The 18,503-nt window shown below is 67.0% G+C and carries 18 protein-coding genes; 11 read left to right on the forward strand and 7 right to left on the reverse strand.

Translation table 11 applies throughout. The features are described from left to right. Window positions 1-253 precede the first annotated feature (253 nt). Genes V9L20_RS26305 through glyQ form a run of 5 tightly spaced genes read right to left on the reverse strand, consistent with a single transcriptional unit; the run spans window position 254 to window position 5,707 of the window. Complete coding sequence (locus V9L20_RS26305) at window positions 254-1,243, reverse strand: M48 family metallopeptidase (protein WP_337298798.1); 990 nt, start codon at window positions 1,241-1,243, stop codon at window positions 254-256. A 17-nt stretch (window positions 1,244-1,260) separates the two neighbouring features. Beyond that, on the reverse strand, window positions 1,261-2,031 hold the full coding sequence (locus V9L20_RS26310; RefSeq protein WP_258502516.1) for a lysophospholipid acyltransferase family protein: 771 nt from the start codon (window positions 2,029-2,031) through the stop codon (window positions 1,261-1,263). After that, on the reverse strand, window positions 2,031-2,609 hold the full coding sequence (gene gmhB, locus V9L20_RS26315) for a D-glycero-beta-D-manno-heptose 1,7-bisphosphate 7-phosphatase (RefSeq protein ID WP_126748264.1): 579 nt from the start codon (window positions 2,607-2,609) through the stop codon (window positions 2,031-2,033). The genes V9L20_RS26310 and gmhB overlap by 1 nt, the downstream gene beginning before the upstream one ends. Before the next feature lie 32 nt (window positions 2,610-2,641). Continuing rightward, window positions 2,642-4,798 carry a glycine--tRNA ligase subunit beta gene (glyS, locus tag V9L20_RS26320; protein ID WP_337298799.1) on the reverse strand — a complete coding sequence of 719 codons (2,157 nt, stop codon included), beginning with the start codon at window positions 4,796-4,798 and terminating at the stop codon, window positions 2,642-2,644. Between the two features lie 3 nt (window positions 4,799-4,801). Then, window positions 4,802-5,707: a glycine--tRNA ligase subunit alpha gene (gene glyQ / locus V9L20_RS26325; RefSeq protein ID WP_055808465.1), complete on the reverse strand. Its 906-nt coding sequence runs from the start codon at window positions 5,705-5,707 to the stop codon at window positions 4,802-4,804. A 234-nt stretch (window positions 5,708-5,941) separates the two neighbouring features. Here glyQ and V9L20_RS26330 point away from each other — a divergent pair, with 234 nt between their 5' ends. The 3 genes from V9L20_RS26330 to V9L20_RS26340 are packed head-to-tail and all read left to right on the forward strand — an operon-like array spanning window position 5,942 to window position 8,563. Then, the gene (locus V9L20_RS26330; protein ID WP_337298800.1) at window positions 5,942-6,907 is read left to right on the forward strand and encodes a diacylglycerol/lipid kinase family protein; all 966 of its coding nucleotides are present in this window, start codon (window positions 5,942-5,944) and stop codon (window positions 6,905-6,907) included. Then, window positions 6,904-7,731, forward strand: coding sequence for a metallophosphoesterase family protein (locus V9L20_RS26335; protein ID WP_258502521.1), 828 nt, complete (start codon window positions 6,904-6,906; stop codon window positions 7,729-7,731). Before V9L20_RS26330 ends, V9L20_RS26335 begins: the two co-directional genes overlap by 4 nt. 10 nt (window positions 7,732-7,741) lie before the next feature. Continuing rightward, window positions 7,742-8,563 carry a phosphatase PAP2 family protein gene (locus V9L20_RS26340; protein ID WP_337298801.1) on the forward strand — a complete coding sequence of 274 codons (822 nt, stop codon included), beginning with the start codon at window positions 7,742-7,744 and terminating at the stop codon, window positions 8,561-8,563. Between the two features lie 114 nt (window positions 8,564-8,677). Here the strand turns inward: V9L20_RS26340 and V9L20_RS26345 are convergent, their stop codons facing one another. Beyond that, on the reverse strand, window positions 8,678-9,748 hold the full coding sequence (locus tag V9L20_RS26345; RefSeq protein WP_337298802.1) for an asparaginase: 1,071 nt from the start codon (window positions 9,746-9,748) through the stop codon (window positions 8,678-8,680). 150 nt (window positions 9,749-9,898) lie between these two features. Between V9L20_RS26345 and V9L20_RS26350 the strand changes: the two genes are divergently transcribed. After that, window positions 9,899-10,576: a TetR family transcriptional regulator C-terminal domain-containing protein gene (locus V9L20_RS26350; protein ID WP_337298803.1), complete on the forward strand. Its 678-nt coding sequence runs from the start codon at window positions 9,899-9,901 to the stop codon at window positions 10,574-10,576. Window positions 10,577-10,603: 27 nt separating this feature from the next. Here the strand turns inward: V9L20_RS26350 and V9L20_RS26355 are convergent, their stop codons facing one another. After that, window positions 10,604-11,545 (reverse strand): LysR family transcriptional regulator, encoded by a 942-nt coding sequence (locus tag V9L20_RS26355; RefSeq protein WP_337298804.1) that lies wholly within the window; start codon window positions 11,543-11,545, stop codon window positions 10,604-10,606. A 111-nt stretch (window positions 11,546-11,656) separates the two neighbouring features. Between V9L20_RS26355 and V9L20_RS26360 the strand changes: the two genes are divergently transcribed. From V9L20_RS26360 to V9L20_RS26390, 7 genes are all read left to right on the forward strand, one after another. Beyond that, entirely contained in the window at window positions 11,657-12,880 is a 1,224-nt protein-coding gene (locus V9L20_RS26360; RefSeq protein ID WP_337298805.1) for an MFS transporter, read from the forward strand. Between the two features lie 112 nt (window positions 12,881-12,992). Further along, entirely contained in the window at window positions 12,993-13,580 is a 588-nt protein-coding gene (locus tag V9L20_RS26365; protein ID WP_258502527.1) for an NAD(P)H-dependent oxidoreductase, read from the forward strand. After that, the gene (locus tag V9L20_RS26370; protein ID WP_337298806.1) at window positions 13,577-14,851 is read left to right on the forward strand and encodes an amidohydrolase family protein; all 1,275 of its coding nucleotides are present in this window, start codon (window positions 13,577-13,579) and stop codon (window positions 14,849-14,851) included. The genes V9L20_RS26365 and V9L20_RS26370 overlap by 4 nt, the downstream gene beginning before the upstream one ends. Window positions 14,852-14,867: 16 nt before the next feature. After that, complete coding sequence (locus V9L20_RS26375; protein ID WP_337298807.1) at window positions 14,868-15,731, forward strand: creatininase family protein; 864 nt, start codon at window positions 14,868-14,870, stop codon at window positions 15,729-15,731. Window positions 15,732-15,809: 78 nt separating this feature from the next. Then, window positions 15,810-16,790, forward strand: coding sequence for an ABC transporter substrate-binding protein (locus V9L20_RS26380; RefSeq protein ID WP_337298808.1), 981 nt, complete (start codon window positions 15,810-15,812; stop codon window positions 16,788-16,790). Between the two features lie 63 nt (window positions 16,791-16,853). Next, window positions 16,854-17,690 (forward strand): ABC transporter ATP-binding protein, encoded by an 837-nt coding sequence (locus V9L20_RS26385; RefSeq protein WP_337298809.1) that lies wholly within the window; start codon window positions 16,854-16,856, stop codon window positions 17,688-17,690. Further along, entirely contained in the window at window positions 17,687-18,493 is an 807-nt protein-coding gene (locus V9L20_RS26390; RefSeq protein ID WP_337298810.1) for an ABC transporter permease, read from the forward strand. Before V9L20_RS26385 ends, V9L20_RS26390 begins: the two co-directional genes overlap by 4 nt. Window positions 18,494-18,503 lie beyond the last annotated feature (10 nt).

The raw sequence follows: 18,503 nt of genomic DNA on the forward strand, positions 1-18,503 counted from the left end.
CCCCTCTGTATGCGCCGAGGAGCGGAGGGTTTCGCGGATCAGGGCTCGCAGCTGTTTGAGCGAAGCGAGTTCTGCGAGACCCCGCGAAACCCGAGCACCGCAGGTTGCCCCGTAGCGAAGCGCAGGGGTCGCAGACAGTGGGGTCGCCTTTTCTTTGCTTACTTTCTTTTGGCGAAGCAAAAGAAAGTGAGTCCGCCGCCGGGCGGAATCCCGGCCTCGGAAAGCAAACCAAGCCAGCAGAAGGCAAGCAGCATCAGCCCCACCGAGGCACAGCCTCATCCTTCAACTGCTGCCGCAGCAAGTCATAGTCCGGCACCACACTCTCCACCGTCTCCCAGAACCGATGCGAGTGGTCCATCACCCGCAGATGCGCCAGCTCGTGCGCCACCACATAGTCGATCACCGGCAGGCGAAAGTGAATCAAGCGCCAGTTCAGCCGAATCGACCCATCCACACTCGCACTGCCCCACCGCGTGGCCGCATTCGACAACGACAGCTTCTGCCACCGCACTCCCAGCCGCGGCGCAAAGTGATCGAGCCTTTCGATGAACAGCCGCCGCGCCTGCCGCATGAGCCAGGCCTGGGCGGCATCGCGGATCTGCGAGGGCTCGGCGTTCTGCGCCACGGCCAGGCGCAAGATGCGAGGCCCGGTGCCGTCGCCGCCTGCCTCATCGAGCGTACCGCCGACGCTTGCAAAACCGTGCTTGGGGTCGAGGCGAATCACGACCGGTTCGCCCATGAAAGGAAACTCCGCGCCGTCTCTCCACTCGATGCGCGTGGCCTCGACGCGTGCGTGGCGTTGCCGCGTTTCGAGCAGCTTGCGAATGATCCAGTCGGCCTTCTCCTGGATGGCGGCGTCCACGTCGCGCAACGTGACCCAGCGCGGCGCACGCACCGATAAACCTTCGGGCCCGACCACGAAGCCGATGGTCTTGCGCTTGCCGCGCTTGAACTCATAGGCCACTCGCGCTGAACCCAGCACCGTTTCGCGCGTGGCCTGCGGATGCACGAAGCTCGCGAGCGTCAGCGTATCGCGCAGCGGAATGGCGGGCAAAGCAGCGGGGCCGGTGTTGTCTTGCTGCTGGGCATCGGCCACAGGAGGCGAGGCAGCCAACGGCGTCGCCACCGGTGGCGCGGCCTTCTTCTTCAGTTTTCGCGGCTTGCGCTCGGGCGGCGTGGCCGGCGCAAGCTCGTTGCCCAGCCCTTCGAACAGATCCATCGTGAACTGAAGCAGTCCCCGCATCTCGGGCTTTCTCTTCTTCAGTGCACTTCTGGCGCCGCCTGCAGCGGCGGGCTGTCGCGATAAGCCTCGGGGTCGAGTCGGCGCATTTCCGATTCGATCCAGGCCTCGACTTCGCGCATCAGTTCATCGGGCTTGCGGCCGACACTGGGAATGGCAGGGCCGATCGACACGTCGACCACGCCGGGGCGCTTGATGAAGGCCTTGCGCGGCCACACCTTGGCCGACGTAACGGCAACGGGAATCACCGGCACGCCGGTTTCGCACGCGAGCCGCGTGCCGCCGCTCTTGTAGGTGCCCTTCTGGCCGCGCGGAATGCGGGTGCCTTCGGGAAACATGATGATCCAGATGCCCTGCGCAAGCAGCTTGCGGCCCTGGTTCACGACCTTGTTGAACGCCTGCGCGCGCTGGCTGCGGTCGATGTGAATCATGTCGAGCCGGGCCATGGCCCAGCCGAAGAAGGGCACGTAGATCAGCTCTTTCTTGAACACGAATGCCAGCGGATGCGGCATCAGCGTGGGCATGAGGAATGTCTCGAAGGTCGATTGATGCTTGACCAGCAGGATCGCGCCGGCGAGCTTGTCGGTCGGCAGGTTCTCCATGCCGGTGACGCGGGTCTTGATGCCCAGCAGCACGCGCGCCCCGCCAATGGCCCAGCTGAGCCATTGCACCGCCATCCAGTAGAGCGGTATGCCGCGCTTCCAGAGCGAACTGACGCACATGATGATGCCCCAGGGCACCACGGTGACGAGCATCCACAGTGCATGGACAACGGAACGAAGAAACGCCATCAGACAGCCACCTGCAGTGCGGCCTGCGCTTCGCGCGCAAGCAAAAAGTCGACAAAGGCGGCGAGGTTCTCGTGAACCATGGTGTTCGCCGGGTATTCGGGGGGCAGCGGGTCGACGCCGATGCAGGCGGCCCCCATGCCTGTGAGCAAAAGGTGCGGCTCGCAGCCCGCGGCGGCGCCCGCCTGCAGGTCGCGCAGGCTGTCGCCCGCAGTTGGCACGCCCTGCAGATCGATGCCGTAGCGGTCGCCGATCTGCAGGAACAGGCCCGGCTTGGGCTTGCGGCAGTCGCAGTCTTCGTCGGGGCTGTGCGGGCAATAGAACACCGCATCGACCTTGCCGCCCACGGCCGCGAGCATCTTGTGCATCTTGGCGTGCATGGCGTTGAGCGACGCCATGTCGAACAGGCCGCGGCCCAGGCCCGACTGGTTGGACGCGATCACCACGTGCCAGCCCGCATGGTTGAGCTTGGCCACCGCTTCGAGCGCACCGGGCAGCGGTGTCCACTCGATGTCGCTCTTGACGAAGTCTTCGCGGTGCACGTTGATCGTGCCGTTGCGGTCGAGGATGACGAGTTTCATGGCGTTGGCAAAAAAGCCCGTGCTGCTTCGCTTCAGACTGCCAACCGTTCGAGCTGCGCCACGCGGTTCATCGCGGCGTGCAACGACATCAGCAAGCCCAGCCGGTTGAGGCGCAGGTCGGCCTGCTCGGCATTGACCATCACGCCGTCGAAGAAGGCATCGACCGGCTCGCGCAAAGCGGCCAATGTCTGCAGCGACGCGGTGTAGTCGCCGGCATCGAACTGCGCATTGGCCGCGGGCACCACTTCGGCCATGGCGGCATGCAGCGCCTTCTCGGCGGGCTCCTGCAGGAGCAGCTCGCTCACATGGGCGTCGGCCTCTGGCGCCTTCTTGAGGATGTTGCCGATGCGCTTGTTGGCAGCTGCCAGCGCGGCGGCGGCGGGCAAGGCGGCAAAGGCGCGCACTGCCGCCAGCAGCTTGGGCACTTCGCCCAGGCGCTGCGGTCGCGGCGCCAGCACGGCGTCGACCTCTTGCGCACTGGCGCCCTGCTCGCGCAGGCTGCCGGCAAGGCGGTCGAGAATGAAGTCTTGCAGTTCGACCGTGGCCTTGCCGCTGTCGAAGCCGTCGATGTCCCTGAACTGCGCGGCGGCGTCCTGCAGCAGCGCGTCGAGCCCCAGCGGCAGGTCTTTCTCGATCAGCATGCGGATCACGCCGAGCGCATGGCGGCGCAGCGCGAACGGATCGCGGTCGCCCGTCGGCAGGTTGCCGATGCCGAACATGCCGACCAGCGTCTCGAGCTTGTCGGCCAGCGCAACCACCAGGCCGACGGTGTTGCGCGGCAGTTCGTCGCCCGCAAAGCGCGGCTTGTAATGGTCTTCGATGGCATCGGCCACTTCGGCGGACAAGCCGTCGTGCAGCGCGTAGTAGCGGCCCATGGTGCCCTGCAGTTCCGGAAACTCGCCGACCATGTCGGTCACGAGATCGGCCTTGGCAAGCTGCGCCGCTTGCACCGCGTGCGCGGTGAGCGTGGCATCTGCCGATTGCTCCGCTTGCGCCAGTTGCGCCGCAATGCCGCGCGCAATACGCATCACGCGCTGCACGCGCTCGCCCTGCGTGCCCAGCTTGTTGTGATAGACCACCTTGCCGAGCGATTCGACGCGCGAGGCCAGCGATTTCTTGCGGTCCTGGTCGAAGAAGAACTTGGCGTCGGCCAGGCGCGGGCGCACCACGCGCTCGTTGCCGCCAACCACCGCGCTCGCGTCCTCGGGGCTGATGTTGCTGACCACCAAGAACTTGTTGGTGAGCTTGTTCGATGCGTCGAGCAGCGGAAAGTACTTCTGGTTGGCCTTCATCGTGAGGATGAGGCATTCCTGCGGCACTTCGAGAAATTCGCGCTCGAAGCTGCAGACCAGCACGTTGGGGCGCTCGACCAGCGCCGTGACTTCATCGAGCAGCGCATCGTCATGAATAGGCACCGTGCCGCCGCCCACCCGCACGGCCGCGGCCGCAAGCTGGCGCGCAATTTCGGTGCGGCGGGCTTCGAAGCTCGCGATGACCGCGCCGTCGTCCTGCATCTGCAGCGCGTAGCTGTTGGCATCGCGCAGCACCACAGGGTCGACCGCCGCCTCGAAGCGGTGGCCATGCGTTTCGCGGCCGGCATGCAGGCCAAGCGCCTCGACGGGCACCACCGCGTCGCCATGCAGCGCCACGAGGCCGTGCGCGGGGCGCACGAAGCTCACGCTGCTCCAGCCCGGCAGCTCGCAGCCGCTTTCGAGCTGATAGCTCATTACCTTGGGAATCGGCAGCTTGGCGATGGATTCGGCCAGCGCCTTCTGCAGGCCTTCGGTCAGCGTCGCGCCCTTGGCGGTGCTTTCGTAGAAAAGCGCTTCGGCCTTGCCGTCCATCGCACGCTTCAGGCCGGGCACGGCCGAGGCATCGGCGCCAAGGGCGGCCAGCCGCTTGAGCAGCGCGGGCGTGGGCTGGCCCGCGGCATCGAGCCCCACGGCCACGGGCATGAGCTTTTGCGACACGGCCTTGTCGGCGGCGCGCTCGGCCACGTGCGTGAGGTGCGCAGCCAGGCGGCGCGGCGAGGCGTAGGCGGTGAGCACCGAGGCGGGCTCGGCGAGCCCCTGGGCCACGAGCTGGTCGCGCAGGCCGTTGGCGAAGGCATCGCCGAGTTTCTTCAACGCCTTGGGGGGCAGCTCTTCAACGAAGAGTTCGACCAACAGATTCTTTTGCACGCTCGTCATCGCTCAAGCCGCCTTCTTCGTGATTTGTGCAACCCACTCGCGCGGCGCCATCGGGAAACCGAGCCGCTCGCGGCTCTCGTAGTAGCTCTGCGCCACGCTGCGCGCAAGGTTGCGGATGCGGCCAATGTAGGCCGCGCGCTCCGTCACGCTGATGGCGCCGCGCGCGTCGAGCAAATTGAAACTGTGCGCGGCCTTGAGCACCTGCTCGTAGGCCGGCAGCGCGAGCTGCTCCGTCATGAGGTGCTTGGCCTGCTTTTCATGCGCGTTGAAGGCGGTAAACAGGAACTCGGCATCGCTGTGCTCGAAGTTGTAGGTCGACTGCTCGACCTCGTTCTGCTTGTACACGTCGCCGTAGCTCAGGCCTTCGGTCCACGTGAGGTTGTAGACGTTGTCCACGCCCTGCAGGTACATGGCCAGGCGCTCCAGGCCGTAGGTGATTTCGCCGGTGATGGGCTTGCAATCGATGCCGCCCACCTGCTGGAAGTAGGTGAACTGCGTCACCTCCATGCCGTTGAGCCACACCTCCCAGCCCAGGCCCCAGGCGCCGAGCGTGGGGTTCTCCCAGTCGTCTTCCACAAAGCGGATGTCGTTCTTCTTCAGGTCGAAACCCAGGGCTTCGAGGCTGCCGAGGTAGAGCTCGAGGATGTTGCTGGGCGCCGGCTTGAGCACCACCTGGTACTGGTAGTAGTGCTGCAGGCGGTTGGGGTTCTCGCCGTAGCGGCCGTCCTTGGGGCGGCGGCTGGGCTGCACGTAGGCGGCCTTCCAGGGTTCGGGGCCGAGGGCCCGCAGGAAGGTGGCGGTGTGCGAGGTGCCCGCGCCCACTTCCATGTCGTACGGTTGCAGCAGCGCGCAGCCCTTGTCGGCCCAGTACGACTGCAGTTTGAGAATGATTTGCTGGAAGGTCAACATGAAGCTGGCCGGCGCAGGCCGGACATTTGGACGGTAGCGCGGCAATGCGCCGCGAAAGCGGACGATTTTACGGTCGGAGGGCAACTCTCCCACAGCAAACCGGGATGCCGGCTGCCGGCGCGGCGGCCTGGCCCGTGCGACAAAGGCGGGCCGGTTGCATGCAATCGCCTTTTATCGGTCTTTTCCCGGTCTTTTTTTGCCCGCCGGGTGTCCTTTCCCCCTGCTTCCACCGACATGCTGCCGCCCCAAATCGGTCCGAATTCCCCTTTGTTCATCGTTCTCAATGCCGGCTCGGGCAACTCGGACACCGCCGAAACCCGCCGGGTCATCGAGGAAGGCTGCGCCGCGGCCGGCCGCAAGCACCGCATCTTTCTTGTGGATGGGCGCACCACGGTGCAGGCGCTGGCGCGCGAGGCGGTGGAGCGGGCCCGCGCTGTCGGCGGCGTGGTGGTGGCCGCGGGCGGCGACGGCACGATCAACACCGTGGCGCAGGCCACGCTCGGCAGCGGGCTGGCCTTTGGGGTGCTGCCACAGGGCACCTTCAACTACTTCAGCCGAGCCCATGGCATTCCGGGCGATACGGCCGAGGCGCTGCAGGTGCTGCTGACCGCGCAGCCGCAACCGGCGCAGGTGGGGCTGGTGAACGACCGCGTGTTCCTGGTCAATGCCAGCATGGGGCTGTACGCCGAGCTGCTGGAAGAGCGCGAAAGCTACAAGGCGCGCTACGGCCGCAGCCGCTGGATCGCTTTTTTTGCCGGGCTTCTGACCGTGATGCGCGGCCACCGGCTCTGGAACCTGCGCATGGCCTGGCGCGGACAGGAGCGCGACATTCGCACGCCGACGCTTTTTGTCGGCAACAACCCCTTGCAGCTGCTGCAGGTCGGCATCGAGCACGCCGACGCCCCCGAAAACGGGCAGCTGGCGGCCGTGGTGCTGAAGCCGACCGGCGTGCTGGCGATGCCCGGGCTGCTGGTGCGCGGCGCGCTGGGCCGCCTTGGGAGCGCAGACGAGGTGCTGAGTTTTCCGTTCGAGTCGATGACGGTGAAGACCGGCCGGCTGCATTCGCCCCGCCGCGTGAAAGTGGCCACCGACGGCGAGATTGCCTGGACCGAGATGCCGCTGCTGTTTAGGGTGTCGCCCGAGCCGCTGTGGCTGGTGCGGCCCGATTCCGCGCCCGAGCTGGAGGCCGCCAAGCAATGAACAGCTGCCTGCTTCAGATTTCAGACACGCATTTCGGCACCGAGCAGCCCGAGGTGATGGAGGCGCTCGAGCGGCTTGCGCACTCCCTGTCGCCGCAGGCGGTGGTGCTCTCCGGCGACATTACCCAGCGGGCCACGCGCGCGCAGTTTGCGGCGGCCCGCGCCTTTATCGACCGGCTCGCGCCGCCGGCGTTGGTAGCCATTCCCGGAAACCACGACATTCCGCTGTTTCACCTGGCGGCGCGGCTGTTCTCGCCTTATGAAAGGTACACCGAAGCCTTCGGCACCGACCTGGAGCCGGTGTTCGAATCCGCCGAATGGCTGGTGGTTGCGGTCAACACCACGCGCTGGTACCGGCACGAGGACGGCGAGGTTTCGCCCGCACAGGTCGAACGGGTCGAAGCCCGGCTGGCTGCGGCATTGCCTTCGCAATTGCGCGTGGTGGTGACGCACCAGCCGGTGATGGTCACGCGCCAGGAAGACATGCACAACCGGCTGCACGGCCGCGAAACGGCCGTGGCCCGCTGGTGCGCCGCCGGCGCCGACCTGATCCTGGGCGGCCACATTCACCTGCCCTTTGTGCGCTCGCTGCACGACGCCTATGCGGGTTGCCCGCGCACGACGTGGGCGGTGCAGGCCGGCACGGCCGTGTCGTCGCGCGTGCGTGCGGGGCATCCCAATTCGGTGAACGTGCTGCGCATGGAAAACATTGGTGGTACCCGCGTTTGCCAAGTCGAGCGGTGGGACCATTCGGCGGTTCACAAGGCCTTTGTGTGCGGCAAAGTATTGCGGCTTCGGCTTGCCAGCGGCGCGGTGCTCCCTTAGGGTGCCCCGCATGCCAATGGAAGCTACTGCCCTCGTTCTTCTCGCCCGCCAGTTGGGCGAACATGCCCTTGCCTGGTTCCTGTGTGTTTTCGCGGTGTCGGTGCTGGGCACCGGCATCGCCTGCCAGCTTCTTCAGCGCCGCCGTGCCAGGATTTCGTCGAGCGACGAGCCTGACGAACCGCGCGTGGCTGTCGGGCTGGCATTGGGTTTTGTGCTGATTCTCGCGGCGGCGAGCCTGGTGGCCTACATCGCATCGATGCTGGGCGATGGGCGCTTGCTGGGCCTGGCCGACCAGGCGCTGGCCGACGCGATCGGCGAGCATGTGCCGTGGGCGGCCCTCGTGATTTTCAGCTGGCTCACGCATCTGGGCGACGCCGAACTGCTGGCGCCGGTGTGCGTGGTGCTGGCCTTGGTGCTGTGGCGCAACGCGCACCGCGGGCTCGCGCTGGGCTGGGTGATGGCGCTCGGCGGCATCGTGCTGCTGAACCCCGCGCTCAAGCGCATCTTCGCGCGGGCACGGCCGCTGCACGACCATGGGCTGGCGCTGGAGACGAGCTTCAGCTTTCCGAGCGGCCACAGCGCGGGCGCGATCGTGAGCTACGGCATGCTGATGTATTTGGCGCTGCGCCTGCTGCCGGCGCGCTGGCACGTGCCGGCGGCCATGGCCGCCGCCGCAGCCATCGTCACCATTGCGTGCAGCCGCGTCTTTCTGCAGGTGCATTTTGCAAGCGACGTGGTGGCCGGCCTGCTGACTGGGCTGGCCTGGCTGCTCGTATGCGTGAGCAGCCTCGAATACGCGCGGCACCGCAAGCGGCGACGAGTCCTTCCCTGAACCTTGCCATCCACCGCACCTTCCAGGACACCGCGGAACCGGCTTTGCCGGGCCGCTGGTGTTGCCCCCTTGAGGGGGAGGCGGCTACACGAAGTGAGCCGCTTCGGGGGTGGGTCAATATTCCCAGAAGATGCGCTGCAGTTCTTTCGTGTCGCTGGTCTTGGTAAGGGCCACCATCGCCAGGATGCGGGCCTTCTGCGGGCGCAGGTCGTGCGCCACCACCCAGTCGTACTTGTCGTCGGGCTGCTCGGCATTGCGGATCACGAAGCCGTCGGCCACGCGCGAGCTGCGGATGATGATGGCGCCGTCGGTGCGTGCTTTCTGCAGGTTGGGCACGATGCGGTTGGCCACCGAGCCGTTGCCCGTGCCGCCGTGGACGATCGCCTTCACGCCGCTCTTGGCGAACGCGTCGATGGCGATGGAAGAAACACCCTCGTAGCCCATCGCAATCTCGACCGCCGGCAGCGTGTCGATGCTGTCGATGTCGAACTCCGAGTTCATGGTGTGGCGCTTGACCGGTGCACGGAACCAGTAGTTCTTGCCCTCGACCACCATGCCCAGCGGGCCCCACTGGCTGGAGAAGGCGCTGGTCTTGATGTTGACGTTCTTGCTCACGTCGCGACCGCTGTCGATGTTGTCGTTCATCGTCACCAGCACGCCCTTGCCCGCTGCGTCCTTGCTGCCGGCCACGCTGACCGCGTCATACAGGTTGAGCGCGCCGTCAGCCGAGAGCGCCGTGCCCGGACGCATCGAGCCGACCACGACAATCGGCTTGTTGGTGCGCACGGTGAGCGTGAGGAAATAAGCGGTTTCCTCCAGCGTGTCGGTGCCATGGGTGATGACGATGCCGTCCACGTCGGCCTGCTTGGACAGTGCCGAAACGCGCTTGGCGAGCGTCAGCAGGTTGTCGTTGGTCAGGCTCTCGGAAGCGACCTGGAACACCTGCTCGCCGCGCACATTGGCGATTTTCGAGAGTTCGGGCAGGCCGGCAATCAGCTTGTCGACGCCGACCTTGGCGGCCGCGTAGGTGGCGCTGTTCACCGCCGAGGCGCCGGCCCCCGCAATGGTGCCGCCGGTGGCCAGGATCACCACATTGGGCAATGCCTGCTGGGCTTGCGCGAGCGCGCTGGCCGCAAGCAAGGCGGCGCCGGCCGCGAAGGCCCTGAAACGAGGGGAAAGGTACATGAAAGAACTCCTTTGTCTTGAATGAATTTCTGGAAGCGGCGAGAAGATACATGAACCGTGCCCGCATGCTCTTCGCTTCCATGCCGGCATGGCATGCGGCCATGCGCCAAGGATTACCATCGCCGGGCGCACCGCCGCAAACACATGCCCATGAACGCCGATCCCGCCGCCCTTCCCCCGACCACCGCCCAGGAAATGCCCGCCCCCGACGGCCCGCTGTCGCGCGCGCGGCCGGGGCGCGAGCGCATCATGGCGGCCATCCGTACCGCGGCCGTGACCGAGTTCAGCCTCCATGGGCTGAAGGGCACATCCACCCAGGCCATTGCCGCGCGCGCCGGCCTGACCAAGCCCCAGCTGCACTACTACATCGCCGGCAAGGAAGAGCTCTACGAAGAGCTGCTGATGCAGGTGCTGCATGCGTGGAAGGTGGTGTTCTCGTTCGAGGACGCAAGCGACCCGGCCACGGTGCTGGGCGACTACATCCGCAAGAAGCTCGACCACGCCTTCGACAACCCCGAGATCTCGCGCATCTTCACGCGCGAGGTGCTGGACGGCGGCCGCAACCTCGACCGCTATTGGCCCAATGCCCGGGCGTGGACGCAGAAGAAGGTCGACGTGATCAACGGCTGGATTGCGCGCGGACAGATGCGCCCGCTCGACGCGCGCCTGCTGCTGATGCACATCTGGGCCATGACCCAGAGCTATGCCGACTACGCGATACAGACGCGCGTGATGCTCGGCCTGCCGCCGGACGCGCCGATCGACCGCGAGCCGATTGCGCGGGAGCTGGTGGCTTTTGTGCTGGGCGGCTGCGGCATCAAGGCCTAGCGTTTGCCGCGCCGCCAACGGCGCCGCTCACGACGCGCCGGCTTCCCAGGCGCGACCTGTCGGGTCCGCCAGCGCGAGCCGCATCATCTCGATGAACCGGCGCAGCCGCGCCGGCTGGAAGCGTGCATGCGGATAGATCAGGTAAACGGGTAGCGCCGCCACGTGCCACTGCGGCACAAGCTGCACCATGCGCCCCGTGGCGATGTCGTCTTTCAAGAGCCAGGCCGAGCCCATGCAGGCTCCCAAGCCCATGCGCGCCGCGCTTTGTAGCGCATAGAGGCTGTCGGTGCTCATGCGCGGCCGGATGGGCACGTGCGCAACTTCGCCGGACGGACTGTGGGTGAGCACCACCTCGTTGCGATAGAACGTGCGCAGCGCGATCCACGGCAGTTCGGCCAGTTGCGATGCATGCGTGGGCGGCGTGCGTCCAGCCAGCACCGTGGGGGCGGCAACCACCACGCGCGGCACTTCCGAAAGCTTGATGGCCACCGCCATGGTGTCGGTCACTTCGCCCACCTGAATGGCGCAATCGACGCCTTCGGCAATGAAGTCCGGCCGGCGGTCGTTCAGCAGCCATTCGACTGAAACCCGCGGGTATGCGCGAAGGTAGTCGGCCAGCGGTCCGACCAGCAGCAGTTGCCCCAGCGCATGCGGGGCCACCACCCGCAGCGTGCCTTCGGGCTCGTCGCCCACCCCGCGGAGGTCAGCCTCGAAGGCGTGCCAGTCGGCGATCAGTTCCCTCGCTCGCTCGTAGCAGCGCTCACCGTCTTCCGTGAGCTTCATGGCGTGGGTGGAACGGCGCAGCAGCCGCACACCGAGTGAGCGCTCCAGCGCCTGCAGCCGCCGGCTCACCGTGGGCTGCGTGGCGCCCATCTGCTGGGCGGCGGCCGAGAGGCTGCCAGCCTCGACGATGTGAATGAAGGTCTGCATCAGCTCGATGCGGTCGGCTGCGGAGGGAGAGGTCGACATGGCTTGTCTTTATGCGTTCGGCGTATAGACATTGTGCGATCTTCAGGGCTACCAAGTCACGCCTCAGAGGCGCACATTTCAACCCTCGCTCAGTATTCAAGGGTTAACGCCATGTCTTTCATTCAACAAACGCATGCACCGGCTGCCGCCGCACCGGCGGCACGCGACCTGCCGGCCTCGCTGGTGCTGCTGCTCGCCACGGGCGCCGGGCTGTCCGTGGCCTCGCTCTACTACGCCCAGCCGATGCTCGGCGTGCTGGGCGCGGACATCGGCGCCTCCGCGCGGTCGGTGGGCTTCATTCCCACGCTCACTCAGCTTGGCTACGCGCTGGGCATCCTGCTGCTGGCACCGCTGGGCGACCGCTACGACCGGCGCCGCATCGTGCTGGCCAAGGCGGCCGCGCTGTGCGCCGCGCTGCTGGTGGCCGGGGCCGCGCCGTCGATCGGCATGCTGCTCGCGGCCAGCCTGGCCATCGGCCTCGCGGCGACGATGGCACAAGACATCGTTCCCGCCGCCGCCACGCTGGCGCCCGAAGCCTCGCGGGGCAAAACCGTGGGCACGGTGATGACAGGGCTGCTGCTCGGCATCCTGCTGTCGCGCGTGGTGAGCGGCTTCGTGGCCGAGCACTTCGGCTGGCGCGCCATGTTCATTGCGGCGGCGGCGAGCATCGCGTTCATCGGCGCGGCCGCCTGGCGCGGCCTGCCGCGCTTCAGGCCCACCACGCACCTGGCGTATGGCGCGCTGCTCGGATCGCTGGGCACGCTGTGGTCGCGCCACGGGGCCCTGCGCCGCGCTGCGCTGGCACAGGCACTGCTGGCAGTGGGCTTCAGCGCCTTCTGGTCGACGCTGGCGGTCATGCTGCACGGGGAGCCGTTCCACCTGGGCAGCGCCGCAGCGGGTGCCTTCGGCCTGGCTGGCGCCGCGGGCGCTCTGGCGGCGCCGCTGGCCGGACGGCTGGCTGATCGCCGCGGCCCGGAACTGGTGACGCGGCTCGGCGCAGGGCTGGTGGTGGTGTCGTTCGCGGCCATGGGGTTTGCGCCGCTGCTGCCGCCGCATGCGCAACTCTGGCTCTTGGCGCTTGCCGCAATCGGCTTCGATCTGGGCATGCAGGCGGCGCTGATTGCGCACCAGACCATCGTCTACGGCATCGAGCCCGGTGCGCGCAGCCGGCTCAACGCGGTGCTGTTCACCAGCATGTTCATCGGCATGGCGGCCGGCTCGGCGCTGGGTGCGCTGGCGCTCGCGCAGTGGGGCTGGACGGGTGTGACCTGGCTGGCGACCGGCACGGCCGCGGCGGGGCTGGGCGTGCGGCTCTGGCGGGGGAAGGCGGCGTAACCGCCAACCTCTGAGCCGCGGGCAAGGCTCCCGCCTCCCCACTCCGGTGCATCCGGATTGGCACGCCGCTTGCATAACCTGACCACTTGCTCTGATTAAGCGGTCAAACACCATGCGCGTGCTCGTCGTCTACTGCCACCCGGTCGAAACCAGCTTCCATGCGGCCCTGCACCAGGAGGTGCTGAAGAACCTGCGCGCGGCCGGGCACGAGGTGGACGACTGCGACCTGTACGCGGAAGGCTTCAACCCGGTGCTTTCTCGCGAGGAGCGGCTCGGCTACCACGATGTGCCGGGCAACCAGTTGCCGCTCAAGCCCTATGTGGAGCGCCTGCAGTGGGCCGAGGGCATCGTTTTCTGCTTTCCGACCTGGTGCTTCGGCCTGCCGGCGATGCTGAAGGGCTACTTCGACCGGCTCTTCATGCCCGGCGTGGCCTTCGACATCAGCGACCCCGCCAACGTGAAGCCGATGCTCACGCACATCAAGCGCATCAGCGCCGTGGTCACCTATGGCCGCCCGCGCTGGATGGCCTGGTACATGGGCGATCCGCCGCGCAAGATCGTCACGCGCTACATGCTGCGGCTCACAGGCCGGCGCGCCAAGGTGGACTACCACGCCCACTATCACATGAACGTGGCGACCGAGCCCCAACTCAAGCGCTTCATGGCGCGGGTGGGCACCGCAATGGCGCGCTTCGCATGATGGCGCCCGCTTTTCTCGACAACGCGCGCCTGCCTCGCTGGCTGCTGCCGGCCGGCTGGCCGCTGCGCGATGGCGTGCCGGTGCTGGCCCGCATTGAACTCGAAGCCGGGCGCGTGCAGTCGGTGCGGCCCGCGTCCGATGGCATGGCGCCTTCCCCGCAGGCTTGGGACCTTGCCGGAACGCTGGTGCTCCCCGGCTTCGTCGATGCGCACACGCACCTCGACAAGGCGTTCACGCTGCCGCGCATGAAAGAGGTGCAGCCAGGCCTGCTCGGCGCCATCGATGCGATGCTGAACGACCGCGTGCACTGGAGCGCCGCCGACGTGCGCGAACGCGCCTCTCGCGGCCTGCAGTGGGCCTGGGAATGCGGCACCACGCATGTGCGCACGCATGTCGACTGGTGGGAGCCCGATGCGGTGCCGCTGGCCTGGCCGGTGATGGCCGAACTGGCGCAGGAATGGGCCGGCAAAGTGCGGCTGGAGCAGGTCAGCCTGATCAAGCTGCCGCTGTTCGAAGATGCGGCGCAGGCGATGCGGCTCGCGCAGCAGGTTAAGGCCACGGGGCCGCAGGCCGTGCTGGGCGGCTTCGTGCATTCCACCAACTGGAGTGAACAGGCGCTGCGCAACCTGCTGGTGTCGGCGCAGGCCTGCGACCTGGACGTCGACCTTCATGTCGACGAAGAACTGAATCCGGCGGCGGTCGGCTTGCAGACCGCCGCCCGCATCCTGCGAGAGATCGGCTTCGAAGGCCGCGTGGTCTGCGGGCACATCTGCGCCCTGGCCGCCCAGCCGGAGGCCCAAGCCTTTGCCACGCTCGACGCGGTGGCGCGCGCGCCGATCACCGTGGTGTCGCTGCCCGCCACCAACCTGCTGCTGCAGGACGCCGTCACGGGCCGCACGCCGCGCATGCGCGGCATCACGCTGGTGAAGGAAGCGCGCGAGCGCGGCATTCCGCTGCTGTTTGCAAGCGACAACGTGCAAGACCCGTTCTGCCGGCTCGGCAGCTTCGACCCGGTCGAGGCGCTGGGCACCGCAGCGCTGGTGGCGCAGCTCGACGATCCCTTCGACAACTGGTCACAGGCGCTGTGCCGCGGCGACTGGCTCCAGTGTGGGTCCGCCACGTCGGCACCGACGCTCGTCGGCGCCAACGCCGACCTGGTGCTGTTCACCCAGGCCGACCGCCACGGCTGGCCTTCGCGCGGTGCGACCCGCGTGGTGCTGCGCGACGGCCGCGTGACGCACGGCGACGCGACGCCTTTTTATCCCCGCTAACGAACAAGGACCTCCCATGCTCCACGGCTACATACCACCCCATCGCTTTTTGCCCTACCTGAGCTGGACAGAAATCGCCGCACTGCCCGACCGCGAGAACACGGTCATCGTGCTGCCCTGCGGCGCCATCGAGCAGCACGGCCCGCACCTGCCGTGCTCGGTCGACAGCGTGATCGCCTCGGGCGTGATGGGGAAGGCGCTCGAAAAACTGCCGCCCGAAGTGCGCGCCTTCGCGCTGCCGACCATCACCTATGGCAAGTCGGAAGAGCACCTGCACTTTCCGGGCACCATGACGCTCACCGGCACCACACTGCTTTCGACCGTGACGGAAATCGGCGAATCGGTCTACCGGGCCGGCTTTCGCAAGCTGCTTTTCGCCAACGGCCACGGCGGCCAGCCGCAGGTGCTGGAGATGGCGGCGCGTGAACTGCGCCTGCGCCATGGCGACTTCGTGGTGGTGCCGCACGGCGTCTCGCGCCTGCCGAACGCATCGAGCAAGCAGATCAGCGAGCAGGAAAAGCGCCTCTCTATGCATGCCGGCCATTCCGAGACCGCGCTGATGCTGGCGCTCGCGCCCGACACGGTGCACATGGAGCGCGCGGCTGCCAACTTTCCGCCGCCGTTCCCGATCAAGCTGCTGTCGGCCGACGGCCGGCCGGCCTGCGCATGGACCGCGCGCGACTTCGGCCCGAGCGGCGTGATCGGCGACCCGACCAGTGCCACCCGCGAACAGGGCGAAGAGATCCTGGACACGCTCTCCGACAGCTGGGTGCAGGCACTGACCGAGCTGCACGCGCTGCGCTGGGTCGTGCGCGAAGAGCCGACGTGGGAGCGCGGCCACCAGCAGGGCTTCATCCAGCAATCGTTCGAGCCCGCCTGAGGCGCGCTACTTGCATCGGTTCACCGGCTTTTCTTTCTTCTTCAACTGTTCTTCCACCAGCCTCGAGAGGTTCCCACCATGCGTTCCTTCGCTCTTTCCATGGCCGGCGCCGCCGCGCTCGCACTGTTCTCCGCCGCCGCGCCGGCGCAGGACAAGTTCACCTACATGACCAACTGGTACGCACAAGCCGAGCACGGCGGCTTCTACCAGGCGGTGGCTCAAGGCATCTACAAGAAACACGGGCTCGACGTGACCATCAAGATGGGCGGACCGCAGGTCAACATCACGCAGATGATGGCCGCGGGCCAGGCCGACTGCATCATGGGCTCGAGCGACATCCAGATGATGCAGGTGCGCGAAGGCGGCGTGCCGGTGGTCAATGTCGCGGCCTTCTTCCAGAAAGACCCGCAGGTTCTGATCGCGCACGACGACGTCAAGAAGTTCGAGGACCTGAAGGGCAAGACGCTTCTGATCGGCGCGCAAGCCAACCGCGGCTATTGGCCCTGGCTGAAGGCGAAGTTCGGCCTGACCGACGAACAGACGCGCCCCTACACGTTCAACATCCAGCCGTTTGTGGCCGACAAGAACACCGCGCAGCAGGGCTACCTGACCTCGGAGCCCTACGCCATTCAGAAGGCCGGCGTGAAGAGCACCGTGCTGATGTTCAGCGACCACGGCTTTCCGGCGTACGCCACCACGGTGTCGTGCATGGAAAAGACCGTGAAGGACCGCAGCAAGCAGGTGGCGGCTTTCGTGAAAGCCTCGGCCGAGGGCTGGAAGAGCTACCTCGCCGACCCGGCGCCCGCCAACGCGCTGATCAAGAAGGACAACCCTAACATGACCGACGACCAGCTGGCCTACAGCGTCGCCAAGCTCAAGGAGATGGGCATGATCACCGGCGGCGACGCGGCCAAGCTCGGCATCGGTGTGATCACCGACGCACGTTCCAAGGCGAGCTACGACTTTCTCGTGAGCGCCAAGCTGCTCGACCCGGCCAAGGTGGAGCTCGCGAAGACCTACACCACCGAGTTCGTGAAGGACGCGAAAGTCATTCCTTGACGCCCTGCCTGCCCTGAAACCAGGCGGCCCCGCGTTGGGGCCGTTCTCGAAAGGCCCGAACCCATGAACCGAATCGAACCCCACTCCCTGGCACCGCCGCCGGAACTCGCGCCCGCCGTTCCCGCCGTCGAGGTGCTCTCGGCCGAGAAGACCTATCCCAACGGCACGCAAGCGCTGCTGCCGGTGGACCTGTCGATTGCCGAAGGCGAATTCGTCACGCTGCTGGGGCCTTCGGGCTGCGGCAAGAGCACGCTGCTGAAAATGATCGCGGGCATGCTCGAGCCGAGCGACGGGCGGCTGCTCGTCTGGCGCAAGCCGGTGGCTGAGGTCCACAGCTGCCCGCACAAGCTGTCGTTCGTGTTCCAGTCGGCCACGCTGATGCCGTGGGCCAGCGTGCGCACCAACGTGCGGCTGCCGCTCGACCTGGCCGGCGTTCCGCGCAAGGAGGCCGACGCGCGCGTGATGGAGTCGCTTGCGCTGGTGGGCCTGGAGAAGTTTGCCGATGCGCTGCCGCGTGCGCTCTCGGGCGGCATGCAGATGCGCGTGTCGATTGCACGCGGCCTCGTGACGCAGCCTGACCTGCTGCTGATGGACGAGCCCTTCGGCGCGCTCGACGAGATCACGCGCCACAAGCTCGATGCCGACCTGCTCGACCTGTGGCGCAAGAAGAAGCTCACGGTGATCTTCGTGACGCACTCGATCCACGAGGCGGTGTTTCTCTCGACCCGTGTCGTGATGATGGCCGCACGGCCGGGCCGGGTGGTGGAGCAGTTCCACATCGACGAGCCCTATCCGCGCACGCCCGACTTCATGGTGACGCCGGAATTCGCGCGCCATGCCAAGCGCCTGCAGGACAGCCTGCTGCGCGCGAGCCAGGGCGACGAGGAGCATACGCAATGAAGAAGAGCCCACCCCTTCTGAGCCAACCGCGTGTGCAGCGCGTGCTCTACCCCGTGCTCATCGGCGTGGTGCTGGTCGCGCTGTGGCAATGGATGGTGGTGGCGATGGAGCTGCCGCCGTACCTGGTGCCCTCGCCCATCCTGATGGTGCAGACGCTCGTTACCAACTGGGCGCCGCTCGGCAATGCACTGCTGGTCACGCTCAAGATCACGTTGCTGTCGTTCGCGCTGGCCACGGTGGCGGGCGTGCTGATCTCGTTTCTCTTCGTGCAGAGCAAGCGCATCGAGACCGCGCTCTTTCCGTATGCAGTGCTGCTGCAGGTGACGCCCATCGTGGCGGTGGCGCCGCTCATCATCATCTGGGTGAAGAACCCGGTGGCGGCGATGACGGTGTGCGCCGCGCTGGTGGCGCTGTTCCCGATCATCAGCAACACGACGCTCGGGTTGCGCAGCATCGACCCCGACCTGCAGAGCTACTTCAAGCTCAACCGTGCGACACGCTGGCAGCAGCTGGTGCGGCTGCGCATTCCGAGCGCGCTGCCTTACTTTTTCGGCGGGCTGCGCATTTCGAGCGGCCTGGCGCTCATCGGTGCGGTGGTGGCCGAGTTCGTGGCCGGCACAGGTGGCTCGGGCGCGGGGCTGGCCTACCAGATTCTGCAGGCCGGCTTTCAGCTGAACATCCCGCGCATGTTCGCGGCCCTGCTGCTCATTTCGCTGACCGGCGTCGCGCTCTTCGTGCTGATGGCCTGGCTCACCAAGCTGGCGCTGGGCTCGTGGCACGCGAGCGAACTTTCCCAGGATTGAAGACCTTGAC

The organism is Variovorax sp. CCNWLW225, assembly GCF_037204045.1.
Taxonomy (GTDB): Bacteria; Pseudomonadota; Gammaproteobacteria; order Burkholderiales; family Burkholderiaceae_C; genus Variovorax.